The sequence below is a fragment of the Microbacterium sp. F2 genome (genome assembly GCF_052274505.1).
Lineage (GTDB): Bacteria > Actinomycetota > Actinomycetes > Actinomycetales > Microbacteriaceae > Microbacterium.
In genome coordinates this window covers 47,019-63,403 of sequence record NZ_JBNVBV010000009.1, presented here as the reverse complement: position 1 = coordinate 63,403, position 16,385 = coordinate 47,019, and the positions used below count along the sequence as shown (strand labels likewise).

The 16,385-nt window shown below is 67.2% G+C and carries 18 protein-coding genes; 3 read left to right on the top strand and 15 right to left on the bottom strand.

Annotation, left to right across the window (positions count from 1 at the left end):
- Position 1 precedes the first annotated feature (1 nt).
- On the bottom strand, positions 2 to 1,378 hold the full coding sequence (locus ACQVDU_RS13930; RefSeq protein ID WP_443477451.1) for an ATP-dependent DNA helicase: 1,377 nt from the start codon (positions 1,376 to 1,378) through the stop codon (positions 2 to 4).
- A gap of 68 nt (positions 1,379 to 1,446) precedes the next feature.
- Between ACQVDU_RS13930 and ACQVDU_RS13925 the strand changes: the two genes are divergently transcribed.
- Entirely contained in the window at positions 1,447 to 2,571 is a 1,125-nt protein-coding gene (locus ACQVDU_RS13925; RefSeq protein WP_443477450.1) for a hypothetical protein, read from the top strand.
- A 13-nt stretch (positions 2,572 to 2,584) separates the two neighbouring features.
- On the opposite strand, the gene ACQVDU_RS13920 is transcribed toward ACQVDU_RS13925, so the two are convergent.
- The 3 genes from ACQVDU_RS13920 to ACQVDU_RS13910 form a co-directional block, all read right to left on the bottom strand.
- On the bottom strand, positions 2,585 to 4,561 hold the full coding sequence (locus ACQVDU_RS13920; protein WP_443477449.1) for a cytochrome c oxidase assembly protein: 1,977 nt from the start codon (positions 4,559 to 4,561) through the stop codon (positions 2,585 to 2,587).
- 74 nt (positions 4,562 to 4,635) lie between these two features.
- Positions 4,636 to 4,923, bottom strand: coding sequence for an HU family DNA-binding protein (locus tag ACQVDU_RS13915; RefSeq protein WP_195692545.1), 288 nt, complete (start codon positions 4,921 to 4,923; stop codon positions 4,636 to 4,638).
- Between the two features lie 295 nt (positions 4,924 to 5,218).
- A complete protein-coding gene (locus ACQVDU_RS13910) occupies positions 5,219 to 5,797 on the bottom strand; it encodes a TetR/AcrR family transcriptional regulator (protein ID WP_443477448.1) in 579 nt (192 codons plus the stop codon).
- Positions 5,798 to 5,983: 186 nt separating this feature from the next.
- On the opposite strand from ACQVDU_RS13910, the gene ACQVDU_RS13905 reads away from it, so the two are divergent.
- The gene (locus tag ACQVDU_RS13905) at positions 5,984 to 6,805 is read left to right on the top strand and encodes an alpha/beta hydrolase (RefSeq protein WP_443477447.1); all 822 of its coding nucleotides are present in this window, start codon (positions 5,984 to 5,986) and stop codon (positions 6,803 to 6,805) included.
- Positions 6,806 to 7,089: 284 nt separating this feature from the next.
- The gene (locus ACQVDU_RS13900; RefSeq protein ID WP_443477482.1) at positions 7,090 to 8,256 is read left to right on the top strand and encodes an IS30 family transposase; all 1,167 of its coding nucleotides are present in this window, start codon (positions 7,090 to 7,092) and stop codon (positions 8,254 to 8,256) included.
- 137 nt (positions 8,257 to 8,393) lie between these two features.
- On the opposite strand, the gene rpsN is transcribed toward ACQVDU_RS13900, so the two are convergent.
- From rpsN to ACQVDU_RS13845, 11 genes are all read right to left on the bottom strand, one after another.
- Positions 8,394 to 8,699 carry a 30S ribosomal protein S14 gene (rpsN, locus tag ACQVDU_RS13895; protein ID WP_292707051.1) on the bottom strand — a complete coding sequence of 102 codons (306 nt, stop codon included), beginning with the start codon at positions 8,697 to 8,699 and terminating at the stop codon, positions 8,394 to 8,396.
- 3 nt (positions 8,700 to 8,702) lie between these two features.
- The gene (gene rpmG / locus ACQVDU_RS13890; protein ID WP_005051772.1) at positions 8,703 to 8,873 is read right to left on the bottom strand and encodes a 50S ribosomal protein L33; all 171 of its coding nucleotides are present in this window, start codon (positions 8,871 to 8,873) and stop codon (positions 8,703 to 8,705) included.
- Entirely contained in the window at positions 8,873 to 9,109 is a 237-nt protein-coding gene (rpmB, locus tag ACQVDU_RS13885) for a 50S ribosomal protein L28 (RefSeq protein ID WP_195692548.1), read from the bottom strand. The genes rpmG and rpmB overlap by 1 nt, the downstream gene beginning before the upstream one ends.
- Positions 9,110 to 9,250: 141 nt before the next feature.
- On the bottom strand, positions 9,251 to 9,946 hold the full coding sequence (locus ACQVDU_RS13880; protein WP_443477481.1) for a DNA-3-methyladenine glycosylase: 696 nt from the start codon (positions 9,944 to 9,946) through the stop codon (positions 9,251 to 9,253).
- Positions 9,946 to 11,400 carry an Ig-like domain-containing protein gene (locus ACQVDU_RS13875; RefSeq protein WP_443477446.1) on the bottom strand — a complete coding sequence of 485 codons (1,455 nt, stop codon included), beginning with the start codon at positions 11,398 to 11,400 and terminating at the stop codon, positions 9,946 to 9,948. The genes ACQVDU_RS13880 and ACQVDU_RS13875 overlap by 1 nt, the downstream gene beginning before the upstream one ends.
- Complete coding sequence (locus ACQVDU_RS13870; RefSeq protein WP_300591581.1) at positions 11,390 to 12,160, bottom strand: TIGR03943 family putative permease subunit; 771 nt, start codon at positions 12,158 to 12,160, stop codon at positions 11,390 to 11,392. The genes ACQVDU_RS13875 and ACQVDU_RS13870 overlap by 11 nt, the downstream gene beginning before the upstream one ends.
- Positions 12,153 to 13,187, bottom strand: a complete 1,035-nt coding sequence (locus ACQVDU_RS13865) for a permease (RefSeq protein WP_443477445.1) — start codon at positions 13,185 to 13,187, stop codon at positions 12,153 to 12,155. Before ACQVDU_RS13865 ends, ACQVDU_RS13870 begins: the two co-directional genes overlap by 8 nt.
- Positions 13,177 to 13,602, bottom strand: coding sequence for a Fur family transcriptional regulator (locus tag ACQVDU_RS13860; protein WP_443477444.1), 426 nt, complete (start codon positions 13,600 to 13,602; stop codon positions 13,177 to 13,179). The genes ACQVDU_RS13865 and ACQVDU_RS13860 overlap by 11 nt, the downstream gene beginning before the upstream one ends.
- A 54-nt stretch (positions 13,603 to 13,656) precedes the next feature.
- Positions 13,657 to 14,523, bottom strand: a complete 867-nt coding sequence (locus tag ACQVDU_RS13855) for a metal ABC transporter permease (protein WP_300590758.1) — start codon at positions 14,521 to 14,523, stop codon at positions 13,657 to 13,659.
- Complete coding sequence (locus ACQVDU_RS13850; RefSeq protein ID WP_443477443.1) at positions 14,520 to 15,368, bottom strand: metal ABC transporter ATP-binding protein; 849 nt, start codon at positions 15,366 to 15,368, stop codon at positions 14,520 to 14,522. The genes ACQVDU_RS13855 and ACQVDU_RS13850 overlap by 4 nt, the downstream gene beginning before the upstream one ends.
- Complete coding sequence (locus tag ACQVDU_RS13845; RefSeq protein ID WP_443477442.1) at positions 15,365 to 16,345, bottom strand: metal ABC transporter solute-binding protein, Zn/Mn family; 981 nt, start codon at positions 16,343 to 16,345, stop codon at positions 15,365 to 15,367. The genes ACQVDU_RS13850 and ACQVDU_RS13845 overlap by 4 nt, the downstream gene beginning before the upstream one ends.
- Between the last annotated feature and the right edge of the window lie 40 nt (positions 16,346 to 16,385).

The window sequence follows — 16,385 nt, the reverse complement described above, 5'->3', positions numbered from 1 at the left end:
CTCAGGCGCGGGCCCGAACAGCGGCCATGAATCGCTGCACATCGGGGTCGACCTGGATGTCCCGAGGTCGCAGGGGCCTGGACAGATAGAGCCCCTCGAGCGAGGTCAGTCTGCTGAGCGCGACGTAGGTCTGGCCCGGTGCGAACGCGCCCGATCCCAGGTCGATGATGGCGCGGTCGTACGTCTTTCCCTGCGACTTGTGGATCGTCACCGCCCACGCCAGGCGCAGCGGAAACTGGGTGAACTCCGCCACGATCTCGCGCGAGATCGACCGCGTCGACGCGTTGTAGGCATAGCGGAATCTCTCCCAGACGGCCGGCTCGACATCCATCTGTTCGCCATCCACCTCCACGCGCACCGTGCCACCCGCGATACGCGTCACGGTTCCGATGGTGCCGTTGACCCACCGCGGCGGCTGGCCGAACGTCGAGACGTCGTTACGAAGGAACATGACCTGCGCACCGACCTTGAGCTGCAGTTCCGCGTCTGCGGGATAGGCGGCATCCCCGCGACCGAAATCGCCACTGATCTCGGCATGCGCCGTCTGGGTAGCGCCCGGCAGCGCATCGAGGTGTGCGCGGTTGATGCGCGTGACGATGTCGTTGCGTGTGGCGAGGGTGATGATCGGAGGTTCGTCGTCCCCACCCGCCGGCGGGGTACGGGCACCGGTGTCGTTGAGCACCTGCGCGATATCGGCGGTGACGCGGCCATGACGGACCGCTCCCAGCATCCGGCGAAACTCCGGATCGGATTGCCGATGGATCTCAGCGAGCTCGCGGATCTGGAGGGACGCCCCGTACCGGCCGAGATCCAGGAGCGAGGACCCCTCCGATCCGGGAAGCGCGGCATCCGACCCGGCCCACACTCGCGCGTCGAAGAACCAGAACGACCGGTAGTGATCGCGGATGTATCGCTGCTCATCACCATGACGCGGCGGCACCGGCGCGAGCTGGTATGGGTCACCGAACATCACGATCTGCACCCCGCCGAACGGCTCGGCGCGCCGGCCGCGGGCCTGTCGCAGGGAGCGGTCGATGGCATCCATGACGTCGGCGTTGACCATCGAGATCTCATCGATCACGAGGGTGTCGATCGCGTTCAGCAGCTTGCGGGTCGCATCAGGATGCTCGAGGTCGGCATCCGCGATCAGGCCGATCGGCAAGCGCAGCAAGGAGTGAATCGTCTGGCCCTCGACGTTGAGCGCAGCGACACCGGTGGGCGCGCAGACGGCGATCTGTTTACTCGTCCGATAGGACAGGTGCTGCAAGAGCGTGGACTTGCCGGTTCCGGCGCGACCGGTGACGAAGACGTGGTCGCGCGTGTCTTCAATGAGCCGGAACAGCGCCTCTTGCTCTGCGGAGAGTTCGGGCGCCTGCACCGGGCCATGCTACCCAGCGCACGCCGCGGCAGGGCGTCCTCACAGCGGGTCGTTTCTAGACTGGTGCCGTGAGCACCACGGGGGAGATGGCGTCGGGCAGTGCTGCCACCGCGCCCGACTCGACGGTCACGGCGGACTCTGCGCCGCGCGCATCGCATCGCGGCCGCGGGGATGCGCGCCGCGCCGTTGCCGGCGACCTCGTGATTCTCTCGGCCATCGGCGCACTGCTCATCGCCGCATTCATCGCAGCGGGCGCGACGCTCTACGCCCAGTTCTACGGCCCGTCGGCGTTCGTGGTCCGCTACGCCAACCTGCTCGCCGACGGCAATGCCACGCAAGCCCTCGCCGTTCCGGGCGTCGCGGTCTCGTCAGCCGACCTGGAGGCTGCCGGCCTCCCCGCCGATGCCTCCGAGGACTTCCTGCGATCGAGCGCACTCGGCGATCTCAGCGACATCCACGTCGTCTCCGAGACGAACAACGGCGACACCGTCGTCGTGACCCTCGCCTACTCGGCGGGCGGGCACGAGGCGTCCACGACGTTCTCGGTGGTGCAGGACGGCATGGTCGGGATCTTCCCCCGGTGGGAGTTCGCGCAGAGCCCGATCGCGGTCATGGAACTCACCGTGAACGGGTCGTCGCAGTTCGCGGTGAACGGCTTCAGCGTCGACAAACGGCAGGTCTCACCGGACGGAGCCGCCGCCGACCTGTCAGCGCCGATCCCCCTGCTGGTGTTCTCGCCCGGCATCTACTCCGTGACCGTCGATACTCCCACGGCCACCTCGCCGGGCGTGGCAATGCTCTCGGATGTCCCGTTCACCAGTGTCCCGGTCACCGTCACGGCGACGGCATCCGACGAGTTCGTCGCACTCGTGCAAGAGAAGGTGGATGCCTTCTTGGACGAGTGCACGCAGCAAGAGGTCCTGCAGCCCACCGCCTGCCCGTTCGGGTTCGATCTCACCGACCGCATCGTGACCCTGCCGACGTGGTCGATCGTGCAGGATCCGACGGTCTCGCTCGTCGCCGACGGCGCCGGGTGGCGTATCGCCGAGTCGGCCGCCATGGCCCACATCGAGCTTCGCTCCCGCTCGCTGTTCGACGGCAGCGTGAGCGATGTGAGCGTCGACGTCCCGTTCGTTGTCACGGGCACCATCGACATCCTTCCCGACGGCACGGCATCGATCCTGCTCGGGTGAGGGAGGGTCGCGCTCAGCGGCCGACGCGGGCGTCCCGCTCGGCGAGCTGAGCAAGCCGTGCGTTGTACTCCTCGAGTTCGGCATCCGCTGTGCGATCGGCCTGTCGGTCCTCGCGCCGTTGCGCTCGCTCGTCGCTGCGGCTCCACTGGATGGCGACCGTGATCGCCAGGATGAGGGTCGGGATCTCCCCGATCGACCAAGCGATCCCACCGCCGATGTACTGGTCTTCGAGCGGCGTCGCCCCCCACGTGCGGCCCATGGCCCCGAACCACTCGGCCACCATGAGACCGCTGTTCATCATGATCGCGATGCCGAAGAAGGCGTGCATCGCCATGACGCCGATCAGGATGAGCAGGCGGAACGGGTACGGCAGGCGGTAGGGCACCGGATCGATACCGATCAGCGACAGCACGAACAGGTAACCCGTGATCAGGAAGTGGAAGATCATCCACTCATGCCCGAGGTGGTCGTACAGACTCCAGCGGAACAGGTCGGTGTAGTAGAAGAGCCACAGCGAGAGAACGAAGTTCGCCGCGGCGAAGAACGGGTTGGTGACGACCTTCGCGAACGGCGTATGGATGGCCCACAGGATCCACTCTCGCCCGCCGCGCGTGCCGTCATCCCGCTTGCGAACGGCCCGCAGCGCAAGGGTCACCGGAGCACCGGCGACCAGCAGCAGGGGGATGCCCATCGTGAGGGCCATGTGCCCGAACATGTGAACGCTGAAGAGGTACTCCTGGTAGACGTTGTGGGCACCGTTAGTGATCCACGCGAGCATGACGAGGCCCGACAGGAACAGCACCGTGCGGTACAGCGGCCAGCGATCGCCGCGCGCACGAAGGCGCCAGACGCCGGCGAGGTAGAAGAAGGCCGCGAAGGCGCACAGCAGCGCCCACAGCAGATCGATCTCCCACGCGGCCACCCACTGCCAGGGCGTCAGCTCCGGTGGCAATGAGGCGCCCGTGAGGAACTGCGCCGGCGTACGCAGCTCGGGCAGCGACGTGTCGACCGGCGGAGGCGTGCGGGCGAGCGCGACAGCTGCGCCGCTGGCCAGGCCCATGAAGCCGACCTCGACGAGGATCAGCCACCAGAAGAACCGGGACGCACGGCTCTCGCGCAGTCGATCGATCAGCCGAAGCCGATACCACGCGCCGAGCAGCCCCATCGCAACGAGGGCGACGATCTTGACGGTCAGGATCGCGCCGTACGGCGAGAGCATCGCTTCCCACGTCACGACGCCGATGACACCGCGCACGTACCCGGATGCCGCAACGACGACGAAGGCGACAATCGCGACCGTCGAATAGCGGCGCAGCACCGTCGTCATCCGCTCCGTCGGCAGCAACGGACGGATGACGATCAGCAGCATCAGACCGCCGAGCCAGAGCGCCGCACCCTCGATGTGGAGCACAGTCGCCATGACGGCAGCGTTGTGGTTGGCTTCCTCACCCGAGTGACCCTGCGTGCCCACCGGCACGAGGGCGGCGATCGCGAGGATGGCGACCAGGAAGGTGCCCGTCCACGAGCGGACCGCGAACGTGAGAACCGTCAGCACCGCCCCGAAGATCGTGGTGATCAGCCACGCACGGCCGAGATCGGTGTCTGTCAGGAACCTTCCGAACTGCGAACCGAACTCGGGGCCGAGCGCCACCTGAGCATTGAAGGCGTCGATGAACGTGAAGAACCCGGTGACACCGGCAGCAACGGTGAACACTGCCGCCGAGACGGATGCCACATCCACGGCGGTATTGAAGGCTTTGTCGCCGGCCTTGAGGGCGAACAGGGCCAGGATGAGCGATCCCAGCATCCCGGCTGCGGCGAGGTTGAAGACCAGCGTCGCTGCCGGCAAACCCCAGCGCACGACCGGACCCGCATCGGCGATCACCAGCGGAGCGGCGCCGCCGCCGTACGCAAGGGCGGCGACCATCACGACGACGGCGACCGTCACGAGCGTCGCCGGGCCGATCGCCCGCAGCAGGCGGGAATCCATCCCCTCAGCCTACGCGCGCGAAAGGGGAGCATCCGCGGACGGACGCTCCCCTTTCGAGGTGAAGACGAAGGGTCTTACTTGGCGGCAGCCTTGAGCTTGGCGCCAGCCGAAACCTTGACGCGCTTGCCGGCGGGGATCTTGATCTCTTCACCGGTCTGCGGGTTGCGGCCCGTGCGAGCGGAGGTGGCGACCTGCTCGAACGAGACCCAGCCCGGGATCGACACCTTGCTGCCCTTGGCGACGGCCTCGGCGACAGTGGTGAACAGCGCGTCGACGACACCCGAAACGGTGGCCTGGCTCTGACCGGTCGCGCTTGCGATGCTCGCGACGAGCTCGGTCTTGGTGATGGACTTTTCAGCCATTGTGGTTGTCCTCCAAGGCGGTGAAGTCCCCGCCCTCGTGCATGGACCGAAAGCTGGTGGCTCTCGGCTGGTCTCTTGCCGACCGACCTCGAATATACCCACGAACCCCGGAATTCCGCGGATTTCCCCGCCATAGGCATCCGATTCGCGGCGTGTCGCGTCACGGGAGTGACGCATGTGACTGCCGTGACTGTCTCGGTCACCAACCCCGAACAAGCCGCGCCTGCGCGAACCGGCCCGCAATGCCGGCTGCCTCGAGCGGATCCGGCTGCTTCGGTTTCGGGCCGCTGTCGCGTCAGTCTGGACGGTGCGCGTCGACGACGGTATGCGCGGTGCGGATGAACGCGGTTGCGACGGTGTCTGAGCCATCGAGGTACCCGCCGACGAGCGCGGCGTCGCGCAGGAGCACGAGAGAAGCAGCGACCTCGGCGGGGTCGGTCAGCCCGGCAGCGGCGGCGACCTCAGTCACGCTGGCCCGGAACCAGACTCGGTGTTCGTCGATCAGCTCACGGACCGGCCCCTCGTTGGGGTACTCGGCTGCAGCGTTGATGAACGGGCATCCACGCGTATGGCGCTGCTCGATATCCGCGGCGATACCCCCGATCGCAAGCTCGAGCAGCTCGGCAGGTTCGGATGTCGCGGCATATGCCTCGGCGAACATGCCGCGCAGAATCCGGTCTTCACCGCGGAGGTACTCCAGGACGAGGTCCTCCTTGCCCGCGAACTGCTTGTACATGGTGGCTCGCGTCACTCCGGCAGCGTCGATGATGCGGTCGACGCCGACGGAATGGATGCCTTCGCTGTAGAACAGGTCGGTCGCTGCCGCGAGCAGACGCTCGCGCGCAGACGGGATCGGTGGTGTGTCTGTACTCATACGGATCTCTCCCATCGTGTCATTCGTCCCGACGCACTAGCACGCCACAGAACAGATGTCGGGAAACAAACTTGTGTAGATAGAACGTTCGGTCTACTGTAGCAACGCACGGCCGCCGAAGTTCGCATTCGCGCAAACCGCAGCACCCACAGCGACCCCACAAGAACCCCACAAGGAGAAGAACCAATGGACACGAGCCACAAGACCCCGATCGTCCTCATCCACGGTCTTTGGATGACCCCCACGAGCTGGAACACATGGGCTGAGCGCTTCCGCGCTGCGGGCCACGAGGTCATCGTTCCGGGCTGGCCTGGTATCGACGACCGCTCCGTTGACGACATCCGGTCGAACCCGGACGCCTTGAAGGGGATCGGCATCCGCGACATCGTGGACCACTACGACGCGATCATCCGCGCGCTCCCCGAGAAGCCCATCATCATGGGCCACTCCTTCGGCGGACTGTTCACCCAGATGCTCGCCGACCGCGGGCTCGGTGCGGCGTACGTCGCCGTGACTCCCGGCCAACCTGCGGGCATCACCACGCTCCCCCTCTCTACGCTGTGGACCGGGACCCCGATCCTCTCGAACCCCTTCGGCAAGAACGGTGCGAAGAAGCTCTCGAAGGCTCACTTCCACTTCACATTCGGAAACGACCTGTCGCGGGCCGCATCCGACGAGCTCTGGCAAGAGTTCGCGGTTCCCTCCTACAACCGGGTCTTCTTCGAGGGCGTCGGCGCGGCCTTCAACGAGAAGGGCGGCGTCTCACACGTCGAATTCGGACGCGCTGACCGTGCCCCGTTGTTGGTGATCACCGGCGAGAAGGACCATGTCGTGCCGCCGGCCATCGGCCGGGCCATCGTCAAGAAGTACACGTCAACCGGGAGCCCCGCAGTCGTGGAGTACCGGGAGTTCCCGGGCCGCACGCACCGTATCGTGAGCCAGGACGGCTGGGAAGAGGTCGCCGACTTCGCCCTCGACTGGGCCACGTCGCACGCCCACTCGGCCTGATCAAACGCGAAAGGCCCGGCATCCGTGAGGGCGGGTTCTAGCGGTGGTCGCAACACCCCGAGTTTCGGGAGGTTGCGACCACCGTGTCGTTTTCGGAGGAGTCCGCGTCGTTGAAGGCGCGGTTTATGGCGTTGATGGACCAGATCGGGAGCGTGACTGAGGTCGCGCGGCGTCTGGGACTTAATCGGAATACCGCTTTTGGGTGGGCTCGGCAGGCGGGTTTGTCGTCGCGACGGCTGGGGCATCCACGGAAGGCCGAGTATCTGCAGCTGCGTGAGCAGGGCGTGAGACGGCGCGAGGCCGTGGAGCGCGTCGGCGTCAACGAGCGCACCGCCCGTGACTGGGAAGGCGGGATCGGCAAGTCCCGGAACTCGCGGTTTTATCCGGATGGGCGGCGTGTGGATTACACGACCGGACGCATCACGATGGAGACCATGCAGAGCCCACCACCGCTGGTACCGGATCAGGTCGGTTCCCGGCTGTTGTCGCTGATCGAGCGGGAGAAGATCGCCGACCTGCACCGCGCCGGTCTGTCGTTGCGGGCGATCGGGAGGGAGCTGGGTCGGTCGACGTCGACGATCAAGCGCGAGCTCGACGCGCACACGGTTGCCGGACGATATCTGCCGAACGGAGCGCACCGGGCGGCCGCTGACGCACGGGCACGTCCAAAACCTGCGATGCTCGCCCACCCCGGTCCATTGCGGGACTACGTCATGGACGGGCTGCGGGAACAATGGTCTCCGGAGCAGATCCGCAACCGGATCCGCCAGGATCATCCAGACGATGAGAGCATGCGCGTGAGCACGGAGACGATCTACCAGGCGATCTACGTCCAGGCTCGCGGCGGGCTCAAGCGCGAGGTCCAGGCAGCGTTACGCACCGGTCGCACCCGCCGCAAACCGCACCGGTCGCCGGAGCATCGCACGGGCCGGTTCATCGACCCGATGGTCATGATCAGCGACCGTCCCGCCGAAGTCGAAGACCGCGCTGTCCCGGGGCACTGGGAAGGTGACCTCATTACCGGGGAACTGAACAAGTCCGCGATCCTCACTCTCGTTGAACGCACTACCCGCTACGTGATGCTCGGGCACCTGCCCGACGGAGACCACACCGCCGAGACCGTCCGCGACGTCCTCGTCGACCTAATCGGCACGCTGCCCGAGCACCTGCGCGGATCGCTGACCTGGGACCAGGGCGCGGAGATGGCCGCGCACAAGCAGTTCAAGATCGCCACCGGTATCCCGGTCTACTTCTGCGACCCCGCGTCGCCCTGGCAACGCGGATCGAACGAGAACACCAACGGCCTACTGCGGCAGTACTTCCCCAAGGGCACCGACCTGACCGTCTACGGGCCAGAGGACCTCGAACACGTCGCCCACAAGCTCAACGGCCGACCACGCAAAACGCTCGGCTGGAGAACCCCAGCCGAGCGTCTGCTAGAACTTGTCTAGTTCACCGGGTGTTGCGACCACCCCTTGAATCCGCCTGAGGATGCCGGGCCTTGGCGTTCGCGGGCTGGCTTACCAGCTCGACAGTGCTTGTTCGCGAGCTGGCTTACCAGCTCGACAGTGCTTGTTTGCGGGCTGGCTTACCAGCTCGACTTGGTCACACCGGGCAGCTCGCCACGGTGAGCCATGTCGCGGAAGCGCACACGCGAGATGCCGAACTTCGTCAGCACACCGCGGGGGCGACCGTCGATCGCGTCACGGCTGCGCAGACGCACCGGCGACGCGTTGCGGGGAAGCTTCTGCAGGCCGACGCGGGCGGCTTCACGCTGCTCGTCGGTTGCGTTGGGGTCCACGAGCTGCTTCTTGAGCTCGAGGCGCTTGGCTGCGTAACGGTCGACGACCGCCTGGCGCTGCTGGTTACGGGCGATCTTGCTCTTCTTAGCCATGGATCAGCGCTCCTCTCGGAATTCGACGTGCTTGCGGATGACCGGGTCGTACTTCTTCAGCACGATGCGGTCAGGGTTGTTGCGGCGGTTCTTGCGCGTCACGTAGGTGTACCCCGTGCCGGCGGTCGAGCGCAGCTTGATGATCGGACGAACGTCCTGAGCCTTCTTCGCCATTAGAGCTTCACACCCTTCGCGATCAGGTCCTTCACAACCGACTCGATGCCGCGCACGTCGATCACCTTGATGCCCTTGGCGGACACGTTCAGGGTGACCTTACGACCGAGCGAAGGCACGTAGTAGGTCTTCTTCTGCACGTTCGGGTCGAAGCGGCGCTTCGTCCGGCGGTGCGAGTGCGAGATGTTGTGACCGAAGCCGGGAACCGCTCCAGTCACCTGGCACACTGCAGCCATGGTGATGTCTCCTTCTGTACCGTGAGGCCGGACGGCCCCACCCAAGATCCCTTGTCTGCACCCCGCACTCGACAGACCATTTCTGGCCGGATGATGAGGGAAGGGCACGAACTGCGTGCTGGAGTGCGCGCAGACAAAGAGTCAGTCTAGCACGGCGGCTGGGCGCGCCCCTTCTGCACCCCGGCCCCAGCGGAACGCCGAGACCGTGGGATCTCCCGGGATCCAGAACCGCCAGGGGTAGGCATCCGTGCCCGCGATTCCGGCGACCCCGACCCGCGGCCCGGTCGCCACGGGCGCCAGTGGCTCCTCGCGCATGAGCAGCCGCGCGACGGCCCCGGCACGACCCATGCCTGCGACGGCATCGATGCCGTCGTGGGCCGCGTGACGCAGACCGAGGCTCTGCCCGAGACGGCCGGGCCCGCGCGCCAGGTCGCGGACGTGTCCCACCGCGCGGGTGGCGAATCGGCGCTGCGCAGCGACCTCCTCGCCTTCGACGATCTCGGCGCCCCGCAGCAGCACACCGCCGGCGACGCCCGCCGGTGCACACACGACGTTGACGCACGAATGGATGCCGTGACTGAGGTACACGTAGAGGTGGCCCGGCGGACCCCACATCGTCGCATTGCGAGCGCTTCTGCCCGACCGCGCGTGGGATCCGGGATCGGGAATCTCGCCGGTTCCGACGCCGTGGTAGGCCTCGACCTCGGTGAGACGGGCGACGACCCGCTCACCGCCAGCCTCGACGATCAGGTGCGCACCGAGGAGTGTCGGGGCCACGTCAACCGGCAACGCCGAGAGGTCGGAGCGCGTCCCAGGTCGCAGACCGTCGGGAATCATCACCGCCACGACACCGACTGCCGGCACCACGAGATCGACGAGCCGGCGAGCGCGACCAGTTCGCGGGCTTGTGAGCTCTCGTCCCGTGGCAATTCGACGATGTGCGTTTCCACCGTCGCGGGAAGCGGCAGCTGGTAGGTGTCGTATGGGTTGGATGCCAGGTCGGGCGCCACGAGCATCGCCGCGTATTGACCGCTGGGCGACACGCACGTCTGCAGGACGGCGTCGGTATCCGGCGCCGAGAACACCTCCGCCGATGCACCGGCGTCATCAACGAGAACGACGGATGTCGCACCGGTCGGCAGTCCGCTATCGGCGATCGGGAACGTCGTGCGCAGGGTGCCGCCGCGCGGGAGCGGCATGACGCTGCCGATCACCGCCGGGTCGTCGCCCACATCCAGCGGTGTCTCCTCTCCGGTGAGCAGGTCGAGCACGACGAGCCCGTCGACGCGCTCGACGATCGCCTGGGCGGTTCCCGGCGCGATGCCATCGATCGCGAGCGCGAGCCCGAGAGCTGTCGGAGCCGATCCGTCGGGGGCGGTCAGCAACAGGGTCCCGTCGAAGGCGACCAGCAGCACACTGTCGGTGTCGGGCACGAACGACCATTGTGCGACCCGCTCGTCGGCCCCTGCGACGACGACCTTCGTAGGGTCGGCGGTCGGGGTATCGAGCGATGCCGTGTACAGCGCCGATTCGTCGCCGGTTCCTGTCCCGACCGTCGCCGAGGTGAACAGGTACCCGATCCGCTCCCCTCGGTCGGCGATCTGCAGGTCAGCAATGTATCCGGTGCCCGGCAGGGTCAGCTCGACCGGATTCTGCCCGTCGAGGTCGGTCATGATGAGCGCGCTCTCGCCGTCTTCGTCGACGAGCACGACGAGGTGGTCGCGGGTCGCGCGATAGTCCTCGATGTGCGGGTGAGCGAACACCGCGACGGCTGCCTCGCCGGTGAGGTCGGTGCGGAAGATGGTGTCGCCGTCGACCGTGCCGCGCTGCAGCAGGAACACCTCGCTCGGCGGGGTGGTGAACGACTCGGTGATCGTGGATGACGGGCCACCCGAGACTCCGGTCACCCCGTCGATCGTGACGGTGTATTCGGTGTCGGCATCCAAGGGGACCGTGAAGCGCACGCCGATACTGCGACCCGAGGTGTCGATATCGAACGGCGTTGCTGGAGTCACGGTCACCGAGGCAGGATCGACGTCGGCGAGCGACTGCGAGGTCGTCACGATCAGCCGGGATCCGGATGCCGAGATCGCGGCGGACGGGTCGACCTGAACGGTGGTCACGCGTGGCCCCATGAGCACAGTGGCTGCGGCCCCGAGAGCACCGACGAGGCCGATCGCAGCGGCGACCCCGACAAAGCCCAGGACGAACCCGCGCAGGCGCCGTCGTACCGCCCGCTGCCGCCGCGACGGGACCGCGCCGCTACCGCGCGGGCTGGCTTCAGTACTCATACGGGTCCTCGGGCTCGGGCACAGCCTCAACCGACTCGGCGGCGATGTGCAGGCGCCCGTCCGAGTCCGAGCGAACCGTGCCCGTCACGGTCGCCCACTCGCCTTCGGGCGCTGCCGTACCGCCCCAGGCGATCGGAACTGCTGCCAGTTGCGCGTCGATGACGCAGTGGGTGATGACGAACCGCGAGAGCAGGAAGCCGGTCCCGGCATCTCCGGGGGCGACGAACCCGGTCAAGGTGACGGCGTCGCCGTCGAAGGATGCCGGGTCTGTCGCCGTCGCGAACACCGTCGCCCACTCGCCCACCCCGAAGGTCGCCGTATCTCCCGTGGATGCCAGGGTGACGACATCCCTCCCGCCGAACAACACCGGCGTGGTGGAGGTACTCGTCGAAGCGAACTGCGGCGACAGCGACGACGGCGGCAGGGCGAGGGCGCCGATCACGACGGCGCTCGCAAGCACTCCGGCGACGACCGTGCCGGCGAGGGCTACCGGATGCCGAATGTGCGCGTGGTCATGCTCGTGGGCGCTCGCCTCCCCGTGATCGTGTCCGTGGTCGTTTTCGGCGCCCAGCGGAAGCGCGAAGGATGCGACAGCTCCGACCAGCACGATCACCGACATCCCGACCGCGAACCACGCCGATTCGGGGTTGATGTAGAGCGACAGTCGGCCCGTCACCGCAAGCCCGACGGTGAGGACGGCGAGCGCTGAGGCAAGTCCGACGCCGAGCCAGCGCGTTCCGAGGGAGCCGAGCCTAGGCAAGAAGGTTCACCACCGTCCCCATGGCGAAGGCCGACAGAACGACGACCACGACGATCCCGACGAGGGTGCGGGTCGTGAAGGTCGTGCGCAGCAGGGCGAGCATCTTCACGTCGACGAGCGGCCCGACCAGGAGGAAGGCGACGATCGAACCGGGAGTGAAGGTCGAGGCGAACGAGAGCGCAAAGAACGAGTCGACGTTGGAGCAGATCGAGACGACCATCGCGAGAGCGATCATGGCGACGATCGACAGTGCGGGGTTGGACCCGATCGCCAGCAACACGTCCCGCGGGATGAGCACCTGCACCGCTCCGGCGATGGCGGACCCGATGATGAGCGCGGGCATGACGGCGCGCAGTTCGACCACCAGCTGCGCAAGGCTTCGGCGTCCCTTGCCGCCGGGCTCGTGCGTGACCAGTTCGCACGTGTCGCGGAACCGGTCGGTCAGCAAGGCGTCGGGGCTCGGATGCCGACTGTAGAGCCAGCCGAGCAGGTTGGCGATCAGGAACCCTCCCACCAGGCGCGCCACCAGGATGCCGTCGCTGAAGCCGAAAGCCTGATGAGTCGTGATGATCACGATCGGGTTCACGATCGGCGCCGCGATGAGGAAGGTCAATGTCTCAGGCACCGTGAACCCGCGCATCAGCAGGCCGCGTGCGAACGGGACGTTGCCGCACTCGCATACCGGGATGAACATGCCGAGGAGGGAGAGCACGCCGCGCCGCAGCCACGGCGTGCGCGGCATCCATCGCTCGAGAACCCCTGGCGGGATCCAGACCTGCACGACGATCGAGAGCACCACACCGAGCACCACGAACGGCAGTGACTCGATCAGGACGCTGATCGCGAGGGTCAGACCGTCCTGCGCTCGCGTCGACAGGGGTGAGGTGAACAGCGACGGTGACAGAAGGTCGATCGCGACCAGGATCGCGATGAAGAGGATGCCGATTCCGACGCCGACCGCTGCCCGGGCACCCGGGCTCGCGCCCCCCGCGCGCGCGCGATCGGTCGCCGGAGCGTCAGCGCGCACGGTTCCCGTCGCCGGATGCCGCCCGGGCGCGCGCCGTGCATTCGGGGCAGAGCCCGAAGATGTCGACCACATGCTCGGCATCCGTGAACCCGTGCTGTTCGGCGACCGACCGCGCCCACTGCTCGACGGGGGTCGCCGCGATCTCCACCGTGGCGCCGCACGAGCGACAGATCAGGTGGTGGTGATGCCCCGAAGTCTCACACGCACGATAGAGGCTCTCGCCGTCGGGGCCGTGCAGCGTATCGGCTGCGCCCTCGTCGGCGAGACTCGCAAGAGCGCGGTAGACCGTAGCCAGGCCGATCCCGGTGTCTTCGTCGCGAAGCACCGCGTGAAGTGACTGGGCACTGATGAAGCCAGGGGCGTCGCCCAGCGCCGTGCGCACGCGTTCGCGCTGCCAGGTATTGCGTTGCGCCATGGCCGGGAGTCTAGCGAGCCACGTTCGGCGCCGGCTGGGAGCGCGTGGGAGCTCTCACGTGAACCGCGCCCGCGTCACCCGACCTCGGCGTCCTCCCACCAGGCGGCAGACGAGGTAGATCAGGAACGAAATGGTTGTGATGTAGGGGCTCACCGGGAGCGTGCCGGCGATAGCCAACAGGATGCCGCCCACCGCCGAGACGAATCCGAATCCAGCTGCCAGCAGCGGCACGCTCCACGGTCCCGACGCGATTCGCATGGCAGCCGCCGCAGGGGTCACGAGCAGCGCCATGACCAGCAGCGCACCGATGATGTGGATCGCCACGGCGACGATCAGCCCGAGCAGCAGCATGAACCCGAGAGAGACCGCCGTGACCGGCACGCCGCGCGCTGCCGCCGATTGCGGGTCGAGGGAGTCAAAGCGCAGGGGTCGCCAGATGAAGAGCAGACCGAGCAGAACCAGGATGCTGATCGCGATCAACCACCCGAGCTGTGCGTTTTGCACCGAGACGATCTGACCCGTCAGCAGACTGAACCGGTTGGCGCTGCGGCCGCTGTAGAGCGAGAGGAACAGGATGCCCAGCCCCAGGCCGAACGGCATGAGCACGCCGATGAACGAGTTGCGGTCGCGGGCGCGGGCACCGAGCCATCCGATGAGTCCCGCAGCGATGAGCGAGCCCACGATCGACCCGGTCACGACATCCCAGCCGATCAGGAGCGCGAACGCGGCGCCCGCGAACGAGAGCTCGCTGATGCCGTGCACCGCGAAGGCCATGTCGCGCTGCATCACGAAGACGCCGACGAGGCCTCCGACCAGGCCCAGCACGGCGCCTGCGATGACCGAGTTCGAGACCAACGCGAGGATCGCACCGTAGTCGGACACCCCCCCGAACATGGCGTCACCGATGTCAGACCAGTTCATGCGTGCACCCCACCGAGTTCGTCGCCGTCGTGGTGGTGATGGTGTGAGACCTCGGCATCCGGCGCGCCGACGACGACGAGCCGGTCGCCGGCGCGCAGCACAGCGACGGGAGCGCCGTAGAGGTCGCTGAGAACGCTCGTCTGCAAGACCTCGTCGGGCTTTCCGAGCGTGAACCGGCCCCCGGCGATGTAGAGGATGCGATCCACGACGTCGAGGACGGGGTTGATGTCATGCGTGACGAACAGCACACCGGTGCCGCGCTCGCGCCGGTGCCGATCGATGAGCGCCACGATCGCCTGTTGGTTGGCAAGGTCGAGGCTCGTCAGCGGCTCATCGCACAGCAGCAGGCCGGGGTCGTCGGCGATCGCCTGCCCGATGCGCAGCCGTTGCTGCTCGCCCCCGGACAGTTCACCGACGGGCCGGTCGGCGAACCCTTCGGCACCGACGTCCGCCACCAACGCGTCAACCCGGTCGCGCTCACTCCGACGCGGGAGGCTGAAGCCGAACTTATGGCCGGTGACACCGAGGGTCACGAGGTCCCGACCCCGCAGCGCGGTCTCGGGTGGCAGGGGGCGTTGCTGGGGCACGTAGCCGATGTGCCGGTTACCCCGGCGTTCAACCCGGCGGCCGCTTGTCTCGATGGTCCCGGCGCTCAGGTGTTCGAGACCGAGGATGGCCCGCAGCAGAGTCGTCTTGCCGGAGCCGCTGGGCCCGAGAACCGCGATGAACTCGCCGGGCTCGACGTCGAGGTCAAGTCCCGCCCACAGTTCCCGCTCGCCACGGCGCAGCGCCGCCCCGCGGATGCGGAGCGGCGGCTGGGCGTCCGAGGTCGCGCTGGAGCTCACGCGCCGAGCGCGTCCGCGAGCTCCGCGATGTTCTGCTGCATCCACGAGATGTAAGTCTGGCCCTCCGGGAGGGTCTCCGTGAACTCCAGCACCGGGATTGCCTGCGCGGTTGCAGTGTCGATGATCTGCGTGGTCTCTGCTCCACCGGTCTGCGCGTTCGCGATAACGACCTTGACAGAGCCGTCTTCGACGATGCCCAGCGCCTCGAGCAGGGTTGCGGGGGGCACGTCCTGCCCCTCCTCGACGGCCTCGCTGAAGGCCTCGGGGGTGAGGTTCTCGAGCCCTGCCGCCACGATCAGGTAGACAGGCACGGGCTCGGTGACGAACACCCCCTCGCCCGCATGAGCTGCCGAGATCTCGTCGAGGGATGCCTCCAGCCCGGCGATCTGGTCGATGAAGGCTGCAGCGTTGGTCTCGAAGAGGTCAGCGTTGTCGGGGTCAAGCGTCGAGAGCTCCTCAGCGATGGCTTCGGCGAAGTGCTCCATCGTGTGCGGGTCATACCAGACGTGCTCGTTGAATCCCTCGATGTGCGCGTGGTCGTGACCGTCCTCATCGGCGTGAGCGTCTTCGGTCTCCGCTGCGCCATCGTCGCCGGGGTAATTGGCGTTGAACGTGGCAGCGGTGATGACCGGAGCAGTCGTGCCGCTCGCCTCGATCATGGCATCCATGAAGCCGTCGTAGCCGCCGCCGTTCTCGATGATGAGGTCGGCTTCCGAGACCGTGAGTTGGTCTTGAGCCGTCGGCTCGAACTCGTGCGGGTCCTGAGCGGCCGAGGCGATGATCGAGGTGACCGTGACCGCGTCACCACCGATCTCTTCGGCGATCTGACCGTAGACGTTGGTTGACGCGACGACGCTCAGCGTGGCGGCATCCGGGCCCGAGGTCTCCGATGGTCCGCCCGTGCCGGCGCAGGCCGTGAGGGTGAGGGCGGATGCCGCGCCCAGCGCGAGCAGCGTGGAAAGTCGTCCGGTCGTCATACCGACAACGATAACGGAGGTGAGAATCATTATCAAAACG

Bases quoted from the DNA above. Each gene is read 5' to 3' on its own strand.
- rpmG (WP_005051772.1), bottom strand. From the start codon at position 8,873: ATGGCGAAGAAGGCTCAGGACGTTCGTCCGATCATCAAGCTGCGCTCG.
- ACQVDU_RS13910 (WP_443477448.1), bottom strand. From the start codon at position 5,797: ATGAGTACAGACACACCACCGATCCCGTCTGCGCGCGAGCGTCTGCTC.
- ACQVDU_RS13860 (WP_443477444.1), bottom strand. From the start codon at position 13,602: ATGGCGCAACGCAATACCTGGCAGCGCGAACGCGTGCGCACGGCGCTG.
- ACQVDU_RS13920 (WP_443477449.1), bottom strand. From the start codon at position 4,561: ATGGATTCCCGCCTGCTGCGGGCGATCGGCCCGGCGACGCTCGTGACG.
- ACQVDU_RS13915 (WP_195692545.1), bottom strand. From the start codon at position 4,923: ATGGCTGAAAAGTCCATCACCAAGACCGAGCTCGTCGCGAGCATCGCA.
- ACQVDU_RS13855 (WP_300590758.1), bottom strand. From the start codon at position 14,523: ATGAACTGGTCTGACATCGGTGACGCCATGTTCGGGGGGGTGTCCGAC.
- ACQVDU_RS13880 (WP_443477481.1), bottom strand. From the start codon at position 9,946: ATGATTCCCGACGGTCTGCGACCTGGGACGCGCTCCGACCTCTCGGCG.
- ACQVDU_RS13905 (WP_443477447.1), top strand. From the start codon at position 5,984: ATGGACACGAGCCACAAGACCCCGATCGTCCTCATCCACGGTCTTTGG.
- ACQVDU_RS13845 (WP_443477442.1), bottom strand. From the start codon at position 16,345: ATGACGACCGGACGACTTTCCACGCTGCTCGCGCTGGGCGCGGCATCC.
- rpsN (WP_292707051.1), bottom strand. From the start codon at position 8,699: ATGGCTAAGAAGAGCAAGATCGCCCGTAACCAGCAGCGCCAGGCGGTC.
- ACQVDU_RS13875 (WP_443477446.1), bottom strand. From the start codon at position 11,400: ATGAGTACTGAAGCCAGCCCGCGCGGTAGCGGCGCGGTCCCGTCGCGG.
- rpmB (WP_195692548.1), bottom strand. From the start codon at position 9,109: ATGGCTGCAGTGTGCCAGGTGACTGGAGCGGTTCCCGGCTTCGGTCAC.